At 54.5% G+C, this 21,769-nt stretch carries 21 protein-coding genes and 1 riboswitch; of the genes, 15 read left to right on the forward strand and 6 right to left on the reverse strand.

The genetic code is table 11. The features are described from left to right. Nucleotides 1-623: 623 nt before the first annotated feature. The 4 genes from OR573_04690 to OR573_04705 all read left to right on the forward strand — a co-directional run bounded on the left by OR573_04690 (nucleotide 624) and on the right by OR573_04705 (nucleotide 5,896). On the forward strand, nucleotides 624-1,319 hold the full coding sequence (locus tag OR573_04690; GenBank protein ID XGA80954.1) for a response regulator: 696 nt from the start codon (nucleotides 624-626) through the stop codon (nucleotides 1,317-1,319). Further along, entirely contained in the window at nucleotides 1,316-3,349 is a 2,034-nt protein-coding gene (locus tag OR573_04695) for a sensor histidine kinase (protein ID XGA80955.1), read from the forward strand. The genes OR573_04690 and OR573_04695 overlap by 4 nt, the downstream gene beginning before the upstream one ends. Before the next feature lie 46 nt (nucleotides 3,350-3,395). Then, nucleotides 3,396-4,109, forward strand: a complete 714-nt coding sequence (locus OR573_04700) for a response regulator transcription factor (protein ID XGA80956.1) — start codon at nucleotides 3,396-3,398, stop codon at nucleotides 4,107-4,109. Nucleotides 4,110-4,396: 287 nt separating this feature from the next. After that, a complete protein-coding gene (locus tag OR573_04705) occupies nucleotides 4,397-5,896 on the forward strand; it encodes a CoA-acylating methylmalonate-semialdehyde dehydrogenase (GenBank protein ID XGA80957.1) in 1,500 nt (499 codons plus the stop codon). 81 nt (nucleotides 5,897-5,977) lie between these two features. On the opposite strand, the gene OR573_04710 is transcribed toward OR573_04705, so the two are convergent. Beyond that, entirely contained in the window at nucleotides 5,978-6,670 is a 693-nt protein-coding gene (locus OR573_04710; GenBank protein ID XGA80958.1) for a hypothetical protein, read from the reverse strand. A gap of 445 nt (nucleotides 6,671-7,115) precedes the next feature. On the opposite strand from OR573_04710, the gene OR573_04715 reads away from it, so the two are divergent. Both OR573_04715 and OR573_04720 read left to right on the forward strand, forming a co-directional pair. Further along, entirely contained in the window at nucleotides 7,116-7,706 is a 591-nt protein-coding gene (locus OR573_04715; GenBank protein XGA80959.1) for a peroxidase-related enzyme, read from the forward strand. Between the two features lie 51 nt (nucleotides 7,707-7,757). After that, nucleotides 7,758-7,869, forward strand: a riboswitch (TPP riboswitch). Further along, complete coding sequence (locus OR573_04720) at nucleotides 7,859-9,256, forward strand: sodium:solute symporter (protein ID XGA80960.1); 1,398 nt, start codon at nucleotides 7,859-7,861, stop codon at nucleotides 9,254-9,256. Its footprint overlaps the riboswitch before it by 11 nt. On the opposite strand, the gene OR573_04725 is transcribed toward OR573_04720, so the two are convergent. Beyond that, nucleotides 9,228-10,442, reverse strand: a complete 1,215-nt coding sequence (locus OR573_04725) for an MFS transporter (protein XGA80961.1) — start codon at nucleotides 10,440-10,442, stop codon at nucleotides 9,228-9,230. The genes OR573_04720 and OR573_04725 overlap by 29 nt on opposite strands. A 132-nt stretch (nucleotides 10,443-10,574) precedes the next feature. Continuing rightward, nucleotides 10,575-11,075: a methylated-DNA--[protein]-cysteine S-methyltransferase gene (locus tag OR573_04730; GenBank protein XGA80962.1), complete on the reverse strand. Its 501-nt coding sequence runs from the start codon at nucleotides 11,073-11,075 to the stop codon at nucleotides 10,575-10,577. A gap of 244 nt (nucleotides 11,076-11,319) precedes the next feature. Between OR573_04730 and OR573_04735 the strand changes: the two genes are divergently transcribed. The 3 genes from OR573_04735 (at nucleotide 11,320) to OR573_04745 (ending at nucleotide 14,236) form a co-directional block, all read left to right on the forward strand. After that, nucleotides 11,320-12,501, forward strand: coding sequence for a zinc-binding dehydrogenase (locus OR573_04735; GenBank protein XGA80963.1), 1,182 nt, complete (start codon nucleotides 11,320-11,322; stop codon nucleotides 12,499-12,501). A 17-nt stretch (nucleotides 12,502-12,518) separates the two neighbouring features. Beyond that, nucleotides 12,519-13,553, forward strand: a complete 1,035-nt coding sequence (locus tag OR573_04740; protein ID XGA80964.1) for a proline racemase family protein — start codon at nucleotides 12,519-12,521, stop codon at nucleotides 13,551-13,553. A gap of 272 nt (nucleotides 13,554-13,825) precedes the next feature. Beyond that, nucleotides 13,826-14,236, forward strand: coding sequence for a hypothetical protein (locus tag OR573_04745; protein ID XGA80965.1), 411 nt, complete (start codon nucleotides 13,826-13,828; stop codon nucleotides 14,234-14,236). Between the two features lie 132 nt (nucleotides 14,237-14,368). On the opposite strand, the gene OR573_04750 is transcribed toward OR573_04745, so the two are convergent. Continuing rightward, nucleotides 14,369-14,671, reverse strand: coding sequence for a hypothetical protein (locus tag OR573_04750; GenBank protein ID XGA80966.1), 303 nt, complete (start codon nucleotides 14,669-14,671; stop codon nucleotides 14,369-14,371). A 243-nt stretch (nucleotides 14,672-14,914) separates the two neighbouring features. On the opposite strand from OR573_04750, the gene OR573_04755 reads away from it, so the two are divergent. Next, nucleotides 14,915-16,111, forward strand: a complete 1,197-nt coding sequence (locus OR573_04755) for an IS4 family transposase (protein XGA80967.1) — start codon at nucleotides 14,915-14,917, stop codon at nucleotides 16,109-16,111. A 21-nt stretch (nucleotides 16,112-16,132) separates the two neighbouring features. On the opposite strand, the gene OR573_04760 is transcribed toward OR573_04755, so the two are convergent. Then, the gene (locus tag OR573_04760; protein ID XGA80968.1) at nucleotides 16,133-16,576 is read right to left on the reverse strand and encodes an Rpn family recombination-promoting nuclease/putative transposase; all 444 of its coding nucleotides are present in this window, start codon (nucleotides 16,574-16,576) and stop codon (nucleotides 16,133-16,135) included. Between the two features lie 235 nt (nucleotides 16,577-16,811). Further along, a complete protein-coding gene (locus tag OR573_04765; protein ID XGA81667.1) occupies nucleotides 16,812-17,759 on the reverse strand; it encodes an Rpn family recombination-promoting nuclease/putative transposase in 948 nt (315 codons plus the stop codon). A 158-nt stretch (nucleotides 17,760-17,917) separates the two neighbouring features. On the opposite strand from OR573_04765, the gene OR573_04770 reads away from it, so the two are divergent. The 5 genes from OR573_04770 to OR573_04790 all read left to right on the forward strand — a co-directional run bounded on the left by OR573_04770 (nucleotide 17,918) and on the right by OR573_04790 (nucleotide 21,738). Then, nucleotides 17,918-18,910 (forward strand): hypothetical protein, encoded by a 993-nt coding sequence (locus tag OR573_04770; protein XGA80969.1) that lies wholly within the window; start codon nucleotides 17,918-17,920, stop codon nucleotides 18,908-18,910. A gap of 215 nt (nucleotides 18,911-19,125) precedes the next feature. Beyond that, entirely contained in the window at nucleotides 19,126-19,695 is a 570-nt protein-coding gene (locus OR573_04775) for a DJ-1/PfpI family protein (protein XGA80970.1), read from the forward strand. 58 nt (nucleotides 19,696-19,753) lie between these two features. Continuing rightward, entirely contained in the window at nucleotides 19,754-20,116 is a 363-nt protein-coding gene (locus OR573_04780; GenBank protein XGA80971.1) for a ribbon-helix-helix domain-containing protein, read from the forward strand. A gap of 169 nt (nucleotides 20,117-20,285) precedes the next feature. Beyond that, nucleotides 20,286-21,020 carry an MliC family protein gene (locus OR573_04785; GenBank protein XGA80972.1) on the forward strand — a complete coding sequence of 245 codons (735 nt, stop codon included), beginning with the start codon at nucleotides 20,286-20,288 and terminating at the stop codon, nucleotides 21,018-21,020. Between the two features lie 274 nt (nucleotides 21,021-21,294). After that, the gene (locus tag OR573_04790; protein XGA80973.1) at nucleotides 21,295-21,738 is read left to right on the forward strand and encodes a low molecular weight phosphotyrosine protein phosphatase; all 444 of its coding nucleotides are present in this window, start codon (nucleotides 21,295-21,297) and stop codon (nucleotides 21,736-21,738) included. Nucleotides 21,739-21,769: the final 31 nt, after the last annotated feature.

Consider the following 21,769-nt stretch of genomic DNA (forward strand, 5'->3'; position numbering starts at 1 on the left):
CTCGTTTTCATCTGGAGCATTCTGCTCCTTAGAAGCTTCTTTCTCGTCTTTTTCGCTTATATTATCTTGAGTATCAGTATGTTGCGTTTTATTTTTTGTCTCAATTCCCGTCTCAGAAGCATCATCTGGCACACTATCAAGCGCAATTATAGGCTGCTCGGGCATCTGTGATAGATCCTCCCCACCAGCAATCAGTATATCCGGCTGTTGTTGAGAGGCATTTATCGAGGTATCTGAAGAAGTGGCAGCGATTGAGGAGTTAGTGCCTGGGGAGTTGATGTCTGACGTGTTGTTTGCGGCCATATTGATATTCTCTTGAGTAATCGTGGATGCCATGAAAGCGGCGACTGTCGTATACCAAGTGGTACCAGTAGGCATCAGTTATTTAGCCAGCGTGAAGCAGTACCTGAGACAGTATTTAGTAAAATTTAGTGTCATGAATGTAAGCAATAAGCCGGGTGGTTAATACAGTCAAACACCGACTTTTTGCGACGAAATCCGACATTTTTGAATAAAAATTAACTTTTTGACCTTTAACCTATTATTCGCCGATGATACGAAGCTTTCTTTTGCTTTTGATTAAGAAAATAGCAATTAAGAAAATAATTAATGAGAGACTTTAAATGTCAAGGCGTCATGTATTAGTGGTTACCGATGATATTGCTCTGTTGGAAACATTGGTGACCTTTCTCAATACACAGGGGTTGTGTACGGATGGCTTAACATCTGTAGCGGGGCTGCCCGCCTGGCGGGAAACGCATGATGTTGATACCGTTGTAATAGATCTGGATATTGCGGCTCTTGGATCTGATTGGCTGGAACAGCAAACTCATTGGCTGCAACCCCTCAGTGTTATTGCATTAAGTAAACACGAAACGCCACAGTTACGTATTCGGGCTGTTCGCGCTGGGGCAAACAATTATCTGAAAAAGCCGTGTGATAAAACGGAGCTTTACCATCTTATTGAGAACTTGGCAGCGAGGCGGTTAGCAAAAAATTTGATGGTGCCACAATGGAAACTGGATCTTGTAACGTCTCGGTTAGTGGCGCCAAACCAGTGTGATGTCAAAGTCACTCCTCTACAGAAGCAGTTATTGATAGCGCTGGGTCAGAAGCCCGGCACGTTATGCACTAAAGCGGAAATGGCGGCTGCCATTGGTCAAGCGGTTGAGCATTATGATATGCGTCGACTGGAAGTGCTGATGCGTCGGCTACGCAATAAAGTAAGTGCTCAGACAGGATTGATACTACCAGTGGATACGGTTCATGGTAGGGGATATTGCCTGACAGCGGTGTTGATAATGGAGGAAGCTTTTTGATCAGGCAACGCCTTTTGGGTGCTTTTCTTCACGTTGTTATATTCATATATTTGACAGTTGGGAGCGGTACAAGTATTGCTGCTGAGCCGCCAGTGATTAACGAGCATCTTAATTTACTGGACTATATAAGCTTCTATGTTGATCCAACGGGTGAGGCAACCTTTGAGCAGGTAAGTAAAGGTTCGCTTGCTAACGCTTTCATACCGACAGATGAAGCAGGCCATAGTATCAATGCTGGCTTTACCACGGCAGCCTATTGGGTGCGTGTAGACCCTGCCTTCGTGCGTGCACAGCAGGGGCGCGAATGGCTATTGGAGCTTGGCTATTACTATCTGAATGACGTGCGCGCCTATATTGGCGATCAGCCGATGATTCAGACAGGGAGCCTTTATCCGTTTGATTCTCGACCAGTGCCGCATAGGCATTATGTCTTTCCTATTGATGAAAAAGTTGCCGATGATCGCATTTTGTTGCGCATCGAAACGGATCAGATCATGACGCTGCTGTTAAATGCCTGGGATGTCTCGACTTTCACCTTGGCCACTCAGCGTGATGCTTGGACAAAAGTGCTGTATTTCGGGGGCCTATTGTCGCTGGTGCTGTTTAATCTGATGCTATTCAGCGTGCTGCGCGAGCGCAGTTTTTTGCTGTATTCGCTGTTTACACTCTCCATCGGCATGACAGTGGCTGCTTCAAACGGTTTTGCTCGCATGGGTCTGTGGCCTGAGTGGCTCCTATGGGATCACATCGCCGAGATGGTTTTTTACTGTGTCGCGGGTACGCTAGGTGTGCTGTTTACCCAGACATTTCTCAGAACGTCTGTGTATGCGCGTGGCTTTTATCATGCCATGTCAGGATTCGCCGTCGGGTATCTGGTGTTTTTGGCCCTGATTGTCTGGGGAGCAGTAGTGCATCAGACGCTGATTCGTATCTGGACACCGCTGGTCATTTTTATTCTTATTTCGGGCGTTGTGGTGTTGTGGTCGGCTATTGTGGTCTATTTCCGGGGGCATCAGGCAGCCCGATTTTTTATTCTTGCCTGGGCGGTACTATGGATAGGGGGTCTGATCGCCGTATTGCGCGGGTTTGAATTGCTTCCCACCAATATATTTACTGTGTACGCCATTCAAATTTGTTCTGCCCTTGAAATGATCTTGCTCGCATTATCGCTGGCGGACCGTATGCACCTTGATCGTCAGGCGAAGGAACGCACGCAGCAAGCATTGATAGAGAGCGAGCAACGTCGCCTGGCTGTTTTAAGTGTCAGTGAGAAGCGGCTTGAAAAGGAGGTCTCGCAACGTACGGCAGAGCTCTCAACGGCGCTGGATACGGAGCGCTTGTTGCGTGCTCGCCATCAGCGCCTCAATGCGATGATTTCACATGAGTTTCGTAATCCCTTGGCGATTATCAGCAGCCAGATAAGTTTGTACCATAAAGAACACGCCAGAGGGATTCACAATATGACAAAACGCTTGCGAGCAATTGAAAGCGCCACCCAGCGTCTTCAAGTGCTGGTACAACAGTGGTTGCGCAGCGATCGTTTGCACCATAGTGAATTGATTCCTCAGAAACAGCCGTTGGAACTCGCAGCGTATCTGGACGAACAGCGCGCCATGTTACAACAGCTGCATATGCATCATTCGCTCTGTATCGAAATAGATGACCAGCCAGTATGGGTCAAAGTCGACGCAGAGTTGCTGGATGCAGTGGTATTCAATCTGGTTGAAAACGCCTGTAAGTACTCACCTGCAGGCACGACAGTCACCATCAAGCTCAGGGCTATGGAGATGTATGCAGACATTGCCATTATTGATCAAGGTGTTGGCATCCCAGAGCATCAGCAAGAGATGATCTGGGACGACTACTGCAGGGGCGAGGCTCAGCGGCTTGCCAGTGGTTTGGGGTTAGGCTTGTCGTTTGTCAGACGGATAGTAGATCTTCATCAGGGCGATATTGTGTTGGAAAGCGTGTTTGGGCAAGGTAGCTGTTTCTGTACGCGCTGGCCGCTTCTCGACGATATGTCTACTTGATGAGTCGTGTACACTGGTCAATAACGCTGTAGCTGTGGTGTTCATTATGCAACCTTCTTCTATTCCTTTATGTTCGATTAACGTGCTTGTTGTTGAAGATGAACAAGACCTTCGCGAAGCGATAGCCGATTATCTCTCTCTTGATGGTATGCAAGTCATTAGTGCAGCGACGTTAGAGCAAGCAGAGCACCACATGGCACATTTTTCGGTAGATATACTGGTGCTGGATCTTGGGCTGGGTGAAGATGATGGCCTTGTCTGGATTCAGCAACGGCGAGATATATTAAGCCAATGTGGCTTGATTATGGCCACCGCGCGTGGACAGCAAGAGGATCGTATTCTAGGGGTGCAGGCAGGTGCAGATGTTTATCTGACAAAACCGTTTGTCCTTGAAGAACTAAGTGTATTGATCCGTAATCTCTATCAAACGTTGAGTGCTGATAGCGCATCGCCATGTTGGATCTTGTTATATATCCTGAGCTGTTTGAACGCGCCCAATGGCAAGCATGTCAAGTTGAATTTTTCGGAAAAGCGTGTGCTTGAAATGCTGGAGCAATATGCGCCTGATGTGTGTCCCCGTGATAACTTAATAGAAGCTTTGGGCGAGGATGTAGATACCTTTGACCCTAAACGTCTTGAAGTGATGTGCCGGCGTCTCAAACAGCGTGTTAAAAAACATACAGAGTATGAATTGCCCATCGAGACGGTTCATGCCCAAGGTTATCGCCTGATAGCTCCAATATTGATTGAGAGAGGCTGATGCTATCTTGCCTGCTACCTTTAGCTGAAGCTGGGTGCTGAGTTCAGAATGATAACTCAAGGCCTTCCCCTAACCGGGCAGGCCTTTTTTGTTGGCGGCTGGTGACGGGTATTGGTCTTTTGTCGGGTTAACTGTTTTTATCTGAATGTTGACGCTTACGTCAACTTCTTGCTATACCATTGACCCTGTAGCAATCATCCTGTTTCCAATGGTGCGCCATCAAGCGCGCCCGATAAATACAAGAGCGTCGCCCCTCAAGGAGTGCGCCAGCCAACTGGAGAGATGTAATGCCGATTCGCGAAATCCCCATGTATATTGACGGCCAGCCGGTACAATCACAAAGTCAAGACTGGCGCGATGTCGTCAATCCGGCCACTCAGGAAGTGGTTGCCCGGGTGCCTTTCTGTACCGCAGAAGAGGTTGAGCGTGCCGTGGCCAGCGCCAAGGAAGCGTTCAAGACATGGCGTAAGGTGCCGCTGGGCAAGCGCATGCGCATCATGCTCAAGTTGCAGGCGCTGATTCGTGACAACACCGCTGAGCTGGCGGCACTGATTACCGAAGAGCATGGCAAGACCCTGCCGGATGCCGAAGGCGAAGTCGGCCGTGGCCTGGAAGTGGTTGAGCATGCCTGCTCGATTACCTCTTTGCAGTTGGGCGAGTTGGCCGAGAACGCGGCGAACGAAGTGGATGTCTACACCATGCACCAGCCGCTGGGCGTGGGTGCAGGTATCACGGCGTTCAACTTCCCGATAATGCTGCCATGCTTTATGTTCCCCCTGGCGATTGCCACGGGCAATACCTTCGTGCTTAAGCCTTCCGAGCAGGACCCGACTTCAACCATGCGCCTGGTGGAACTGACCCATGAAGCCGGTATCCCCGCCGGTGTTCTGAACGTGGTTCACGGCGGGCCGGATGTCGCTAATCAGATTGCGGATCATCAGGATATCAAGGCGCTGTCGTTTATCGGTTCAAGCCATGTCGGCTCGCTGCTGTATAACCGCTCAGCCGCTGCGGGCAAGCGCATGCAATCCATGATGGGCGCCAAGAACCACTGTGTGGTCATGCCGGATGCCAACCGCAGCCAGGCGATCAACAACCTCTTGGGCTCCGCCTTTGGGGCGGCGGGTCAACGCTGTATGGCCAACTCCGTGGTTGTGCTGGTAGGCGAAGCGCGTGAGTGGCTCGGTGATATCGTTGCCGGAGCCCAAGGCATGAAGGTAGGGCCGGGTACCCAGCGTGATGCTGATCTTGGGCCGCTGGTATCGCCCCAGGCCAAGGATCGCGTTGAGCGCCTGATTACCGCCGGTGAAAAGGAAGGTGCCAAGCTACTGGTCGATGGCCGAGGCTGCACGGTGGAAGGTTACTCGGACGGCAACTTTGTAGGCCCGACCCTGTTTGCCGATGTGACCGCTGATATGACCATTTATCGCGAAGAGGTTTTTGGCCCGGTGCTGTGTGTGGTGTCGGTTGAAACCCTGGATGATGCCATTGAGTTCATCAATGCCAACCCGAACGGTAATGGCACGTCTATCTTCACCAATTCCGGCTGGGTCGCCCGCCGCTTCGAGACCGATATTGATGTTGGCCAGATTGGCATCAATGTGCCGATCCCAGTGCCGGTTGCCTACTTCAGCTTCACCGGCTCACGCGGTTCCAAGCTGGGTGATCTAGGCCCCAACGGTAAGCAGGCCATTGCTTTCTGGACACAAACCAAGACCGTCACCGCTCGCTGGTTTGAGCCTGAGAACGTTTCCAGTGGCATCAATAGCACGATTTCACTCAGTTAAGGCTGGGGAAGATTGGCTATTAGATAAACGCATAACGCCCCGCTCAGGTGGGGCGTTATTGTCGTTATGATCAAGTTCAGCTCAGGGCGGGCCGAAAAGCGGCAGGCTTTCAGCAAGCAGCCTCTCGAAAGGCTCCAACTGGCTTTCATGCAATACCAGTACAGAGGCTTCACTGATAAAGTCGCGCTCCGGCGGCGTCAGGAAGGCAAATTCGCCGTCCTCCAGGTGGAATTCATGAATTTCACGCATCCCCGCCGAGGTATGGCATTGGCTGCTGCGATAGGCATCGTCTTCGCTGTAGGTCAGGCGGTGATACATTTTAAACAGCGTATAAAGTGCCAGGCCGCCTTCAAAATCAGGCCAATGGGCGGGATGGTTGCGGGTGTCGTGATCCAGCAAGGCACCCTTCGTCTGAGCGTTAGCAATTGCCTGGGCTAGAGGGGCGGCCAGCAGGGCATCATCGGTTATCGGAAAGGGAGACGCTTGCCGAGTAGAGGCATGGAAAATGGCGCTGACACGCTGCAAGTCAGCAAGCGCGCTCATAGTGTATTCAACGTACTGCAGATCGCCAGGTTCGCAGCCACCGTTTTGCCAACCATGAATCACCCTCAAGGTTAACAGCCCCCTTTGCATGGGAAGGACAGCCAGTTGGTAGAGCATCACACGAATATGCAACCGACGCTCGTGGCTATCGTTATCGAACGCCGTGTAAGGGTCGGCAAATAGCTCATGCAGGCGGCCAGGGGTGTGTTCCTTCGCTTCGTTGTAGCGCATGGGGACGTCTCTGAATAGTCGAACAAGCAGCGGTGCTGGGCACACGCAATTAAATTAATAAGTGTTAATTCGTCTGTCTTCAAGTATGGCGAGCGAATAGATAAAAGGAAAGCCTTCACCACTTTTATGGCCACGGACCCTCACGGACAGCACGGACAAAACCTTTTTTTATGAAAATGTTGGTTTTGACCTTGTCCGTGTTGTCCGTGAGGGTCCGTGGCAACTCACACAACACACAACACACAACACACAACACACAACACACAACACACAACATTCCCGAATCACCCCCAGCCCCGTCATTCCCGAATGGGGTTATCGGGAATCCACCTTGACCTTTCCCGCTGAAGCCCGAAAACCAAGGTCAAAATGGATTCCCGCTAAAGGCATGCGGGAATGACAGGTGTGGAGCACCATTCACCATTGACAAAAACAAGGAACCACTATGAACACATCACTCAGCCGCTTCGGCGTGCCGGAAGAACTCACTGATTTGCCCGCCGATATTCGCGATACCATCCTGGCCGTGCAGGAAAAAGCCGGTTTCGTGCCCAATGTATTTTTGATGCTGGCCCATCGGCCGGACGAGTTCCGCGCTTTTTTCGCCTATCACGACGCCTTGATGGAGCGTGAAGCCGATACTCTGACCAAGGCCGAAAAAGAAATGATCGTGGTAGCCACCAGTGCCCGCAACCGCTGCCTTTACTGTGTGGTGGCCCACGGCGCCCTGGTGCGTATCTACAGTAAGGACCCATTGTTGGCAGACCAAGTAGCCATCAACCATCGCACCGCACCGATCAGCGAGCGCCACCGAGTGATGCTGGATTTTGCCCTGTATTGCGGGTTGGAAGTGGGCGAACTGACCGACGACTGGGAAGCACGGCTGGCGGCGGTCGGGTTCACCCGTGACGATATCTGGGATATTGGCGCCATCACCGCCTTTTTTGGCCTCTCCAATCGCCTGGTCACTCTGACAGGCACGCCGCCCAATCCTGAGTTCTACCTGATGGGCCGGGTACCGCGTGACAAGGCCTGATGCTTTACTAAGTATGGGCAATCCGCAACAATAACGCCGACAACTTACATTCACTGTCGCCAGGGGAGCCAACCGGCTGAGAAGGCAGGCGTTGTATCGCGCTTGCAGACCCTGGAACCTGATCCGGTTAATACCGGCGGAGGAAGTGCGGCATGCCATACTTGACCGCCGCTGCGCTTGGCGCGGCACTTTTCTGCTTTGCATTTTTGGGCCTGCGGGCGCGTCGGGCGCATAGCCTGACGGGTGCCAATGCCGTGGATGACTATCTGTCGGCGCGCAACTCCCAATCCTCGCTGACCATTGGTTTGTCCTTTCTGGCCTCCGGTATGGGCGCCTGGATTCTGTTTGCTCCCCCCGAGATCGGCGCCTTTGTCGGCCCGGTAGCCTTGGCTGGCTATGCCATTGGCTCGGCGCTGCCGTTTATCGTGCTGGGCCTCTATGGCCCAAAAATCCGCCGTGCCTTGCCTCATGGGCGCAGCATCGCCGAATTTGCCGAGGCTTGCTATGGGCGCGGCGTGCGCCACTGGGTGTCTCTGGTGTCGGTGGCCTATATGGCGTGTTTTCTGGCTGCTGAACTGACCGCCATCGGGGCGATTACTGCGCTGTTATCGGATGTGCCGCCGGCTCTGGTAGTCATGGGCGTGGCGCTGACCACGCTACTTTACACCGCCGTGGGCGGCCTGCGTGCCAGTCTGGCCACTGACCGCTGGCAGGCCTGGCTGCTGATTGCCCTGCTGGTGATTGTCGGCGGCGTGGCGTTAACAGCCTTGCCGGAGCTGCCCAGCGAAGCGGCCATGCCCTCGGCGCCGCTGGGCAGCGCGCTGAGCGTTGCCCTGACTCTGGTGATTGCGGTCACCGCCGCCAACCTTTTCCACCAGGGCTATTGGCAGCGGGTATGGGCGGCGGAAGACAACCAGAGCCTGTCGCGGGGCGCCTGGCTGGGCGGCGCCGCTACCGTGGTAGTGGTGATGGTGATTGGCGGCCTGGGCATTATTGCTGCTATGAGCGGTGTGGCCCTGGGTGAGCCGCCGATTCCGTTTTTTGCACTGCTTTCCGAAGCTCCCGCCTGGCTGGCGCTGCCCGCCTTGGTGCTGGCGGTCACTCTGGTAGCCTCCAGTGTGGATACGCTGCAAAGCGCGATTGCCTCACTGGCCAGCGAACAGTTCTCCACCCAGGGCGGCTCGCTACCCCTGGCCCGCTGGGCGACGGTAGCCTTGATGGTGCCGGTGGTGATCGTGGCACTGCAGGGCGTTTCGGTACTGCGACTTTTCCTGATCGCCGACCTGCTGTGCGCCGCTATCGTGGTGCCGGTATTGCTCGGCTTGTGGCAACGGATGACCCCGTTCGCGGCGATTGCCGGCGGGCTTGCTGGCATGCTCGGCGCCATCCTGCCCGGCTGGGTGATGCAAGGCAGCCTCAGCGCTGGCCTGCTGGCAGCCAGTTTCCCCAACAGCATTCCCACTCTGGCGCCTTTTGTCGGCGCGCTGCTGGCCTCCACATTGGTCAGCGTAGGGCTGGCGCTTAGTGCTCGCCGCGTGGCAGCGGCTTGACGGCCTCGGAGTGAGTGGCTCGGCCCCTCAGGGCGCGTAACCGAAGTGCCAGCAGCCCGAGGCCAGCGCTCATCAATATGACCAGGCCCGCCAGCAGCAGCGGGAAAGCCCCGGCGCCCAGCCAGTCAAGCAGGGGGCCGGTCAGCGAGGGCACCACCAGGGCGCCGCTGCCAGCGGCGGTGAAAATTGCCCCTGTGGTGCGTCCGCGCATTTCCATTACCTGGTTGCTCAGCGCGTAGAGGGTCGGGAAGAAGGCTGAAGCCGCCAGCCCGAACAGTAGGGCACCGATAGACAGCGGCACCCACAGCGCATGCAGCGCCCAGGCAGTAAGAAGCCCAAGCGCCGCACAGCCACACAGCACCCACCAGGGCGAGACCACCCGCAGTAGCGGAATAGCTAACAGCCGCCCGGCAGACAGCGTCAGCCAGAACAGGGTGGCCAGAATAGCAGCGTCCTTGGCGGCCAGCCCCACCAGCACCCCGTAGGAGGTCACCCAGCCGGCGAAGGTGATCTCCATACCCACATAAAGTGCGAAAATCAGCATGAACAGCACTAGCAAAACAGTATCGCTGTGCTTGGGGATGGCAGGCAGTGTGTCACTATCAACAGGGGGCGTTTTGTGCGGGCTGGCAAAGCGCAGCAAAGGCAACAGAGTGAGCAGGGCAAGGGCACCGACGACCCAGAATGCCCAGTGAAACTGGCCGGTGAGGGAAAGCGCCGCTACCATGACAAGCGGGGTCAGCATATTGCCAAAGCTGAAGCAGAAGTGCAGGGCGCTGATATTCGGCCCGGCATCATCACGATGCAACCAGATCAGCAGGGTATTGCCGCCGGAATTCAGCGCCACCTCGGCAAATCCAAGTACGCCAAACAGCCCCGCCAGGAGGATCAGCAGCGGGCTAAAAGGGGTAATCGCCAGCCCCGTCACCATGATGGCGCCCATGGCAAACAGCACCCTGTGGCCATCAAAGCGGTCGAGCAGCAGGCCCGTTACAAAGGCACCGCTCATATTGCCCACCGCGCGGGCGGTAAACAGAATGGCAATCTGGCTCATGCTGGCGCCCACGCTATCCGCCAGGTGCGGCAAGGCAGGGCCAAGCAGGCCGCCGGTCATGCCGATGGCAATAAACAGCGCAAAGTAACGCCAGGTCAAACGGCGGTGATAGGCAGTGGCAAAGGGCAGCATGCAAAACTCGTCAGTAGCAGGAGAATACGTATCAATACAAAAAAGCCGCCTAGCTTGAAGCGCTCGGCGGCCTGCTGCAAGCCGCAATATCATCACGGCTTATCTCACGGGTAGGTTGAGGTGGTTGAACGGCTAGGTTAGCGGCGCCTGGTGTGCATCTTTGTGTGCCTGTTCATGTTCAAGCAGCCAGCGCTTGCATGCCAAACCACCGGAGTAGCCGGTCAGCTGGCCATTGGCGCCAATCACTCTATGGCAGGGCACAATAATCGGCAGCGGGTTGCGCCCGTTGGCCATGCCCACCGCACGGCTAGCGGTGGGCTTGCCAAGCGCGCTGGCGATAGCCCCATAGCTTGCGGTTTCGCCAAAGGGAATCTCCCGCAGCGCCGCCCATACCTGCTGCTGAAAAGGCGTGCCTTCAGCCGCCAAAGGGATATCAAACGCCTGGCGCTGGCCCTTAAAAAACGCCTCCAGCTGCTCCCAGCAGCGCTCAAGCAGCGGGTGAGATTCAACTGCGTTGAGCGCTGACCCTTCCTGATCAAAGTAAATCGACGTGATGCCCTCATCATGGCCCTCAAGGCGAATGACACCGAAGGGCGCAGGGGCAGTGAAGTATGCTGTATATAATGTTTTCACGAGGGCTCCTTCTGATAGGCTTTCAGGAGTATGACGAGTTTTCAAGCAACCCATCAATATTAAATTCTCCTACCCCGCTGGCACCGAGAACGAAATTTGCTATCTTCTCGCAGATTACGCACGCCTTCGAATAAAGAGAATAAAGAGGGTCAGATCCAAATTAACTGACTGGCTTTCATTAACTGTCAAGGAAAGTGCGGAATGATTAATTTGGATCTGACCCTTTTTATTCAGGAGCCTTTTAATGACCCAGACCGCTACTTCTCCCAAGGTGCCCGTGACGTTGCCGGATACCATGGCCGCCATGGTGCTGACCGGCCACGGTGATATCGACAAGCTGGAATATCGCCAGGATGTACCGGTGCCGACACCCAAGGCGGGGGAAGTGCTGGTGCAGGTGACCGCCACCGCCAAGAACAATACCGACCGCAAGGCCCGCGAAGGGCTTTATCCGACCAAGGACAAAGGCGATGTGACTTCCTTTGCCATGGGCGGCGAGCCAACCTTCACCTTTCCGCGCATTCAGGGCGCCGATATTGTCGGGCGCATTGCCGCGGTAGGAGAGGGCGTTGATGCTAGCCGGATAGGTGAGCGCGGCCTGCTGGATTTCAACCTCTACGCCGATGCTCGTCGGGATATCAACCTCACGCCGGATTACTACGGCCACGGTGCCGATGGCGGCTATGCCGAATACGTCGCCGTGCCAGCGGATCAGTTCCATCATATTCCCAATCCGGAACTGGCCGATGCGGAGCTGGCCAGTATGGGCATGTGCTCCTACCAGACGGCGTATCACATGATGACCTCGGCCAATGTTAGCCGTGGGGAACGGGTGCTGGTTACAGGCGCCAGCGGCGGCGTAGGCACAGCGCTGATTCAGCTGTGCCGCATTATCGGCGCCATTCCCTACGCGGTCAGCCAGCTGGACAAGGCTGATGCGCTGAAAGCCATGGGCGCAGAAGACGTCATCGACCGCGGCGACCTGCCCACCTTTGTTGAGCGCGTACTGGTAGCGACTGGCGGCGCGCCGATTGATGCGGTGATGGATCTGGTTGGCGGTGATATGACCAACCTTTTCATCGACACCATGATCAATGACATGCAGGCGCGGAAAAGCTACCCACGGCTGTCGATTGCTGGCGCCAGTGGCGGTAATCTCAGCGAAATGATGTGGACCCGCATCTACCTGTATCAGGTACAGATCTTCGGCGTCTCCCACGGCACCCGCGAAGAAGCCGAGCAGCTGATGGCCTGGATTCGCAGCGGCGACCTCAAGCCCGTTCTGCATGCGGCTTTCAGACTTTCTGAGCTGCACGACGCCGAGCGTTACTTCGTCAACCGTGACAGCAACTACCTGGGAAAGATCGTTATCGTCCCCGATAGCCAGTGGCACACCCACGGCGCCCCCTTCAGCCTGAACGGCTGAGCCAGGAGAACAACAGCATGAAAACACGTCATAGCATCCAGCTAATGGATACCCATGCGGGTGGGGATGTCAGCCGTATCGTTACCGGCGGGATTGACCCGCTACTCGGCAAGACAGTGCGCGAGAAGATGGAATACCTGCGCGACAACGCCGATGGCCTGCGCGAACTGCTACTGTTTGAACCCTACGGCATTCCCGAAATGTCGGTGGACCTGATTGTGCCCGCCACCGACCCCCAGGCCGCCGCGGGCTATATCATCATGGAAGTAATGGGCTACCCGATCTACTCCGGCTCCAACACCTTGTGCACCGCCACGGCCGTACTCGAAGCCGGTATTGTTGAAAAGCGCGAAGGCGTGCAGCATTTCAAGCTTGAAGCGCCAGCCGGTCTGGTCAACATTGAAGCTACGGTCAAGGACGGCGTCGTTGAAGCGATTACCTGTGAAGGCCTGCCCAGCTACATCGATACCTACCGCGCCTCTATCCATGTGCCCGATATCGGTGACGTCACCTACTCCATTGCCTACAGCGGCGGCTTCTATGCCCTGGTGGATGCAGGGCAGCTCGGCTTCAAGCTGGTGCGTGAAGAAGAGCGCGCCCTGGCGGAATGTGCTTACAAGATTGTCGAAGCCATCAAGGCGGAGCGCGGTTTCTCCCACTACACCCTGGGCGATGTCGGGCCGCTGCCGTTTTTGCACTTTATGGGGCCGGAAGAGCAGGTGGCGGATGGCTATATCCGCTCGCGTTCCACCACCTATGTACACCCGGGCGTGATCTGCCGCAGCACCACCGGCACCGGCACATCAGCGCGGCTGGCGCTGATGAACCATGAAGGGCGCCTGAATATCGGCGACAAGCTGGAAACCGTCTCGCTGCGGGAAACCGGCTTTATCGGCACCGCCACCGGTTGGCACCAGCAAGGCACCTTCCAGGTGGTCGAAAACACGATTACTGGGCGCAGCTATGTACTCGCCAACTCGGAAATCGTCATCAACTGCGACGACCCCATGGTCAACTGCGGCAAACTCCACCACCTCCTCACTGATCGTTAGATTTTTTAACCACGTTTTTTAGCCACGGATGTACACGGATAACCACGGATAAGGTCAAAACCAAAAAGGTTTTATCCGTGGAAATCCGTGTTATTCGTGGCGGTTTTGTTATTCCTCACGCCGCCGTGCCGATCACGATAGCCCGTGGAAGATGGCGTTGGAGTCATATTTTCAAGAGTTTCTGGACCTGCTGTTCCCCGCCATTAATGAACAGGTGGACTGGTCACAAGGTTACAGTTTCCTTGATAAGGAGCTTCAGCAGATTACGTCGGATGCAGACAGTGGAAGACGCCACGCGCAAAGATGTCAAGGTTGCCCTGATTCGGCTGCTGTATGAGCGGGGCTACAGCCGAGAACAGATAGTGCGGTTGTTCAATATCATCGACTGGATGCTGCAGCTACCCAGAGCACTGGAACCCGAATTTGTCCAGGCGGTCTACGCCATACAGGAGGAAAAGCAAATGCCTTATGTGAACACAATTGAGCGCCTGGGTATCGAGAAAGGCGAAAAGTTGGGTATTGAGAAAGGCCGACAAGAAGCCGAACAACGCGCTCTGGAAAGCAAGCGCAATGCTGCCCGTAAGTTAATTGCCTTGACTGAGATGAGCGACCAGCTTATTGCGGAGATTGAAGAGCTTCCGGTTGAGGAAGTCGAAAGGCTGCGCGCCGAAACGCGACATTGAAACTTTTTACGTCGCTACGAAAGGTCATTAGCACGGACGCTCACGGACGGCACGGACAAACCCCTTCCGTTTTTTATGAGCAGTTTGGTTTTGGCCTTGTCCGTGTTTTCCGTGAGGGTCCGTGGCCATTTTTTACTCACCATGCCGCCTAAGCGCTTTAACATCTGCTTCGCTGAGTCCTGAAGCAGTCGCGATCTGAGCATCAGTCAGCAGCCCCATATCAATCAGGTTTAGCGCCACTGCTTCACGCCCTTGCTCCAGCCCTTGCTCCAGCCCTTGCTTCAAGCCTTCTTGCCTGGCGTCACTCAACAACGAGACTTCATCATGTAGGGCGCGTTCGCGAACAAAGGCAAGGCGACGGGTTTCTTCATCGGCACTTAGCTCCCGGATACGGTTCATCGCCCGTTTAACCGGTTCATGCGATACATTGGCCATGGTGAGTTCCTCCTGCCAGTGTTTGAAGAAAATGATCCAGGCGCCGAGAGGGCCTTTTGACAAACCCAAACGATCTGCCTTATTTAATTCGATCAGATTCATCTGCAGCGTGTTCCCGAGAGTGACCTCAGGCCTGAGGGATCCCCACAAATATTTCAATAAAATCAGCAGGTAATGTTGAAGGAGCCTGCATGAGTCGGCATGTTGTTAATCGCCAAACAAACAATATGCCTAAGGAGACCCATGCAGGCCCCACGATTCTTACACAATTGGCTCACATCAGCACTCCCCTCAATACATGCCAAACGTCTTCAAGCACTTCTGGATACGGTGGGTGCCTTGCTGACGGATCGTCGATTGGGGTTAACAGCGCTCGGGCGTGCTTTGCCAGGGCCGGTAGCGCCTCGGCATACCATTAAGCGCGTCGACCGGCTATTGGGCAACCACCATTTGCACGAGGAGCGCCCCTTGTTTTATTGGCTGGTGGCTAATGTGTTGATCGGTCATATGACACGTCCCCTGATTCTGGTCGATTGGTCGCCTATCGATCATTATGGGCAGCAATTTTTGCTGCGTGCTGCTATCCCCTTTGCCGGGCGCTCATTGCCGATCTTTGAAAAGGTTCATCACAAAAATGGATGTGCGTATTGCGAAGCGTATCTATTAGAAGCCATTGCCCGCCTGTTGCCTGAAGGGGCAACGCCTGTGCTGGTGACCGATGCCGGTTTTCGTAACCCGTGGTTTCGCGCTGTAGAGAAGCGTGGCTGGTATTACGTCGGGCGTGTACGTAGCCCCACCCATTATCAGGCATCCGGTGCAGCGTGGCAGGCGGTCAGTTCATTGTTTCAGCAAGCCACCTCGGTACCCAGTGCCCTTGGAGAAGTTCAGATAGCGCGCAGCAACCCACTGACGACTCAGATGGTGCTCTATCACCAATCGCCCAAGGGGCGTAAAGATCGTAACAAGCGTGGACAGGCCTCTCAGGACAGTGCGAGCAGAGCCATCGCCCGCCGTCAGGAAGAACCCTGGGTATTGGTCACTAATCTGCCGAAGCGCTCGACACAGGCGAAAAAAGTGGTCGCCATCTACCGGCAACGAATGCAGATCGAAGAAGGTTTTCGCGACGTCAAAAGCCCCCTTTTTGGGCTGGGCTTTGGTATGCATCAATCGCGTCAGGGCAGGCGTATCGAGATCCTGCTGCTGATCGCGATGTTGGCCAATATGGCGATGATGGTCGCTGGCCTGGGCGTGAAAACCAGAGGGCAGCAGAAACACTACCAGAGCAACAGTATCAATCATCGCAATGTTTTATCGGTATGGCGCCTTGGGCTGGAATGGCTGCGTCGACAACCTTCCGGCGCTGTGCCCTGGCCTTGCTGGACATCGCTGAAGGCCAGCCTGAGAGAAGAAGCCCACGATCAGGCATTATGCGACGCATAGCGCCAAATCCGTGGGGATTCTTCAGACCTCAGGCTGGTATTCATCACGCATTTCAAACCGCCAAGTAGCTTGCGCTTGCTCTCTTTCATTCGCGGTAAACAAATCAAAATCGAGGAGATGCAAACCCACGGAAGCACGCAGATCCTGATAATTCTCACCGGTGCTCAACTGCCGGCTCAAGGTGCGAGCCAGATAAAATAAGCCGCGTTTATGCCAAGCATTATATCGTCGCACCTGTACCTCTACATTATAGCAGTCGCCCGCATTATCACGCGCCAGCACATCGAGGATAATGTATTTCCCTGTCAGTTCGACCGGTTCAATGTTGGGGTTAATAATTTCGACGGAAACAATATCCGGCAGATCAGGGCGTAAATCATTAATCAGATCAACTAATAACGCGGGAGCCTCAGCAAACAAACGCTTGAAGACATAATCATTGGTAGGGTCCAGTAATTCGTTCATACGCATCCATGCCTTTATAGTTTTCACTAATATTATCACAATACCGTAGGATAACGGCACCAAACCGTCATTCCCGAACACCCCCAGTACCCGTCATTCCCGAGGGGTAATCGGGAATCCACTTCAAAAAAGGCCAGTTAGCCACGGACTCTCACGGACGCCACGGACAAACCCCTTTCGTTTTTACTGATAGTTTGGTTTTGACCTTGTCCGTGTTATCCGTGAGGGTCCGTGGCTATTCACGCCGCCGCAGCGCTTTAACATCTGCTTCGCTGAGCCCTGAAGCAGTCGCGATCTGAGCATCAGTCAGCAGCCCCATATCAATCAGGTTTAGCGCCACTGCTTCACGCCCTTGCTCCAGCCCTTGCTCCAGCCCTTGTTCCAGTCCTTGCTCCAGCCCTTGCTTCAAGCCTTCTTGCCTGGCGTCACTCAACAACGAGACTTCATCATGTAGGGCGCGTTCGCGAACAAAGGCAAGGCGACGGGTTTCTTCATCGGCACTTAGCTCCCGGATACGGTTCATCGCCCGTTTAACCGGTTCATGCGATACATTGGCCATGGTGAGTTCCTCCTGCCAGTGTTTGAAGAAAATGATCCAGGCGCCGAGAGGGCCTTTTGACAAACCCAGGCGATCTGCCTTATTCAATTCGATCAGGTTCATCTGCAGCGTGTTCCCAAGCGTGACCTCAGGCTGGTTTTCATCACGCATTTCAAACCGCCAAGTAGCCTGCGCTTGCTCTCTTTCATTCGCGGTAAACAAATCAAAATCGAGAAGATGCAAACCCACGGAAGCACGCAGATCCTGATAATTCTCACCGGTGCTCAACTGCCGGCTCAAGGTGCGAGCCAGATAAAATAAGCCGCGTTTGTGCCAAGCGTTATATCGTCGCACCTGTACCTCTACATTATAGCAGTCCCCCGCATTATCACGCGCCAGCACATCGAGGATAATGTATTTCCCTGTCAGTTCGACCGGTTCAATGTTGGGGTTAATAATTTCGACGGAAACAATATCCGGCAGATCAGGGCGTAAATCGTTAATCAGATCAACTAATAACGCGGGAGCCTCAGCAAACAAACGCTTGAAGACATAATCATTGGTAGGGTCCAGTAATTCGTTCATACGCATCCATGCCTTTATAGTTTTCACTAATATTATCACAATACCGTAGGATAACGGCACCAAACCGTCATTCCCGAATTGCCCCCAAAACTGTCATTCCCGAGTGGGGTTATCGGGGATCCACCTTGACCTTTGCCTGATGTTGCCTAGCTGGTAATGAGCCACGTCAGTTAAGCACGTTGTGCTAAAGTAATGGCACTAAGCGACAAGGAGTCATTATGAGCGATCAGGACGATGGCCGCCGTGCCGATCACGATAGCCCGTGGAAGATGGCGTTGGAGTCATATTTTCAAGAGTTTCTGGACCTGCTGTTCCCCGCTATTAATGAACAGGTGGACTGGTCACAAGGTTACAGTTTCCTTGATAAGGAGCTTCAGCAGATTACGCCGGATGCAGACAGTGGAAGACGCCACGCGGATAAACTGATCAAGGTGTACGCAAAAGATGGCAGTGAGACCTGGGTGTTAATTCATGTCGAGGTTCAAGGCGAACCTGAAGAAGCGTTTGCCGAGCGGATGTATACCTATCAATATCGGCTACGAGATCGCTACAACATGGACGTTGTCAGCTTGGCGGTATTGACGGATACCCGCCAGAACTTTCGTCCGACAACGTTCCACTTTGCACGCTGGGGATGCGAGCTGACGTTTACTTTCCCCACGGCTAAACTGATTGACTGGGAAACGCATTGGGCAGACCTGGAAACGAGCAATAACGTCTTCGCGTTGGTAGTGATGGCTCAGGTTCAAGCCAAACGGGTAAAGGACGGCGCCACGCGCAAAGATGTCAAGGTTGCCCTGATTCGGCTGCTGTATGAGCGGGGCTACAGCCGAGAACAGATAGTGCGGTTGTTCAATATCATCGACTGGATGCTGCAGCTACCCAGAGCACTGGAACCCGAATTTGTCCAGGCGGTCTACGCCATACAGGAGGAAAAGCAAATGCCTTATGTGAACACAATTGAGCGCCTGGGTATCGAGAAAGGCGAAAAGTTGGGTATCGAGAAAGGCGAAAAGTTGGGTATCGAGAAAGGCGAAAAGTTGGGTATCGAGAAAGGCCGACAAGAAGCCGAACAACGCGCTCTGGAAAGTAAGCGCAATGCTGCCCGTAAGTTAATTGCCTTGACTGAGATGAGCGACCAGCTTATTGCAGAGATTGAAGAGCTTCCGGTTGAGGAAGTCGAAAGGCTGCGCGCCGAAACGCGACATTGAAACTTTTTACGTCGCTACGAAAGGTCATTAGCCACGGACCCTCACAGACGGCACGGACAAACCCCTTTCGTTTTTACTGGCAGTTTGGTTTTGACCTTGTCCGTGTTTTCCGTGAGGGTCCGTAGCCATTTTCACTCACCCGTAGTACCCCATTAATACCCGTCGTGCTTTGGGAGTTGCTACGCTCATAGAACAATTCCAACAGGAGCACGACAATGAGCGCCAAACGCATTCTGATGATTACCGGTGACTTCACCGAAGACTACGAAACCATGGTGCCGTTCCAGGCGCTGATGGCGGTGGGGCATCAGGTCGATGCCGTCTGCCCGGACAAAAAAGCTGGCGACAGCGTGGCAACGGCGATCCACGATTTTGAAGGCGACCAGACCTACACCGAAAAAACCGGCCACCGCTTTGCCCTGACTGCAACCTTTGCTGATATCGACCCGGCCAACTACGATGCCCTGGTCATCCCCGGTGGCCGAGCGCCAGAATACCTGCGCCTCAACGGTGCGGTGCTGGCCATGGTGAGGCACTTTTTCGAACACGATAAACCGGTTGCGGCGGTGTGCCACGGTGCCCAGCTGCTGGCGGCGGCAGGCGTGCTCAAGGGCAAACAATGCTCTGCCTACCCGGCCTGCCAGCCAGAAGTGGAACTGGCCGGTGGCCACTTTGCCGATATTGAGGTCACGGATGCGGTTACCGATGGCAATCTGGTAACCGCCCCCGCATGGCCCGCACACCCGGCTTGGCTGGCCCAGTTTATGGTGCTGTTGGATCGCTAAAGAGGTCTATACTTGGGCGGTAAAAACGCAGATAAATCGCAGCTGACCAGGAGGCCCTATGTGCAGGCTATTTATCAATGCCGACCCGACGCTATGGCAAAGCCAGACCCATTCGCTGCGCATCGACGGCATGGTGACCAGCGTACGCATGGAAAACTACTTCTGGCAGCTGCTGGAAGAAATGGCCCGCCGCGACGCCATGAACACCGCCCAGCTGATCACCCGGCTCTATCATGAATCGATAGACGCCGGGCACGATCTGGGGAATTTCACCTCTTTCCTGCGGGTCTGTGTGTTGCGCTACCAGGCACTACTGGCCAGCGGCGAGATTCCCCCCAGCCCCGATGTGCCCATCAACTCGCTAGATGCCGACGCCATCCTCGAACGCGAACAGACCAAAGCCCACCGCTCACTGCATTAACCGGATCTTGTTAGCCACGGATAACACGGATAAATGCGGATAAGTTCAAAACCAAAAACAAAAGGTTTTTATCCGTGAAAATCCGTGTGCATCCGTGGCGGTTTTAACTCATCTCTTAGCACTCACCTGTTATATTAGCATTGTGACCCTTCATAAAACGGAGCTTGTGATGAGTAAACCTAACATCGAAAAATGCCTGTCCACTGGCCTGGTGGCGGGGATTGCAGCCCTGGCACTCAGCGGTTGTGCGGCAACATCGGCACCTTCCGGCACAGGCAGCGTGGCTGAAAAAGCCCCCTTGCTGCCTTCCAGCCTGTTTGCTGGCCAGGCAGAGCGCTTTGATGGCTGGCGCTGTTCGCCTGCCAACCAGAACCTGGTGACCGCCGTGAATGATGAAAGCCTGCGTCTCTGGTCAATGCACGGTGCCTGGCAATTACCCCAGGCCATTGTGGCCAGCGGTGCGCGCTACCAGCAAGGCGATATCAGCTTATGGAACCGCGGCGATAAGGCGCAGGTAGAAACCCCCCGTGGGCAACTGCAATGCCAGCTGGCCCAACAGCGCCAAGCCTTCACTCGGGAAGATTACCCGGATGTCATGTTTCTTGGCCGAGGCAATGAACCCGGCTGGATAGTCAAGCTCTCCAGCCAGACCCCCGAAATGACCCTGATCTCTAACTACGGCCGTGAAACCCGCACCATGCCCTATATGGTCAGCGTGATGGATAATGACGCAGGGCGGGTGGTGATCGAAAACGCCAAGGCCGATGACTTCTTTCGCGTACGCATCGAATCCAGCGCCTGCTTTGATGATATGAGCGGCGAACCCTTCCCTGCACGCGTCACTCTCTCCATTGATGGCGAGCAATATAAAGGCTGTGGCCAAGGTATTGCTTCAACAAATTAACAATAAAATGCCGATGGTCATCCAATTGCGGTCAAAAATATGTTAAAAACTCTCAAATCTTTTCAGGGTTACGCAAATTTCACAGCAAATTTTACAAATACCCCTGTATAAATAGACAGCTTGAGTAAGCAGTCTGACAAACAGTGCTGTAGTATGCAGGCGCATCTTTTGGTGCAGCATAAATGCAACACACGGGCAGTATATAAGTGAATTTTTGGCTGACAGCTCTATTCGCCAGGGCAACCCCTGGCGAATCCATCTATCTGGGTAAGGTATGTTTCAACATATTCTGGTGGTCTGTATCGGTAATATCTGCCGCAGCCCGGTGGCGGAGGCAATGCTGCGTAAGCGGCTGCCCGGCAAGCAGCTATCCTCAGCCGGGCTGAGTGCCGTGGTGGATGAAGGGGTAGACCCCAAAGCCCGCCAGCTGGCCGAACAGGCCGGGCTGGAAGTGGCCAGCCACAAAGCCCGCCAGCTGACCCCGGCCATGCTGCAAGCCGCTGACCTGGTGCTGGTAATGAGCGATGGCCAACGCCGCGCGATAGCCGATATGTCGCCGGCGATGCTGGGCAAGACCATGCGCCTCGGCCAATGGCTGGAAAACGGCCAGGGCAAGGACATCCCCGACCCCTACCAGAAAAGCCAGGAAGTCTTCGATTATGTACACCGGTTAATGGATGACGCCACACGCGCCTGGGCCAGCAAGCTTGGCCGATAGTGCCGCCGCCACCTAATGTCGAGATTCAAAA

Origin of the sequence: Halomonas sp. CH40 (genome assembly GCA_041875495.1) — a bacterium.
Classification (GTDB): domain Bacteria; phylum Pseudomonadota; class Gammaproteobacteria; order Pseudomonadales; family Halomonadaceae; genus Vreelandella.

Excerpts from the sequence above, each read along its gene's own strand:
- OR573_04725 (XGA80961.1), bottom strand. The coding sequence starts at position 10,442 with ATGCTGCCCTTTGCCACTGCCTATCACCGCCGTTTGACCTGGCGTTAC.
- OR573_04750 (XGA80966.1), bottom strand. The coding sequence starts at position 14,671 with ATGGCCAATGTATCGCATGAACCGGTTAAACGGGCGATGAACCGTATC.
- OR573_04775 (XGA80970.1), top strand. The coding sequence starts at position 19,126 with ATGAGCGCCAAACGCATTCTGATGATTACCGGTGACTTCACCGAAGAC.
- OR573_04740 (XGA80964.1), top strand. The coding sequence starts at position 12,519 with ATGAAAACACGTCATAGCATCCAGCTAATGGATACCCATGCGGGTGGG.
- OR573_04745 (XGA80965.1), top strand. The coding sequence starts at position 13,826 with ATGCAGACAGTGGAAGACGCCACGCGCAAAGATGTCAAGGTTGCCCTG.
- OR573_04790 (XGA80973.1), top strand. The coding sequence starts at position 21,295 with ATGTTTCAACATATTCTGGTGGTCTGTATCGGTAATATCTGCCGCAGC.
- OR573_04715 (XGA80959.1), top strand. The coding sequence starts at position 7,116 with ATGAACACATCACTCAGCCGCTTCGGCGTGCCGGAAGAACTCACTGAT.
- OR573_04700 (XGA80956.1), top strand. The coding sequence starts at position 3,396 with ATGCAACCTTCTTCTATTCCTTTATGTTCGATTAACGTGCTTGTTGTT.
- OR573_04760 (XGA80968.1), bottom strand. The coding sequence starts at position 16,576 with ATGAACGAATTACTGGACCCTACCAATGATTATGTCTTCAAGCGTTTG.
- OR573_04735 (XGA80963.1), top strand. The coding sequence starts at position 11,320 with ATGACCCAGACCGCTACTTCTCCCAAGGTGCCCGTGACGTTGCCGGAT.
- OR573_04780 (XGA80971.1), top strand. The coding sequence starts at position 19,754 with ATGTGCAGGCTATTTATCAATGCCGACCCGACGCTATGGCAAAGCCAG.
- OR573_04710 (XGA80958.1), bottom strand. The coding sequence starts at position 6,670 with ATGCGCTACAACGAAGCGAAGGAACACACCCCTGGCCGCCTGCATGAG.
- OR573_04690 (XGA80954.1), top strand. The coding sequence starts at position 624 with ATGTCAAGGCGTCATGTATTAGTGGTTACCGATGATATTGCTCTGTTG.
- OR573_04770 (XGA80969.1), top strand. The coding sequence starts at position 17,918 with ATGAGCGATCAGGACGATGGCCGCCGTGCCGATCACGATAGCCCGTGG.
- OR573_04705 (XGA80957.1), top strand. The coding sequence starts at position 4,397 with ATGCCGATTCGCGAAATCCCCATGTATATTGACGGCCAGCCGGTACAA.
- OR573_04785 (XGA80972.1), top strand. The coding sequence starts at position 20,286 with ATGAGTAAACCTAACATCGAAAAATGCCTGTCCACTGGCCTGGTGGCG.
- OR573_04755 (XGA80967.1), top strand. The coding sequence starts at position 14,915 with ATGCAGGCCCCACGATTCTTACACAATTGGCTCACATCAGCACTCCCC.
- OR573_04720 (XGA80960.1), top strand. The coding sequence starts at position 7,859 with ATGCCATACTTGACCGCCGCTGCGCTTGGCGCGGCACTTTTCTGCTTT.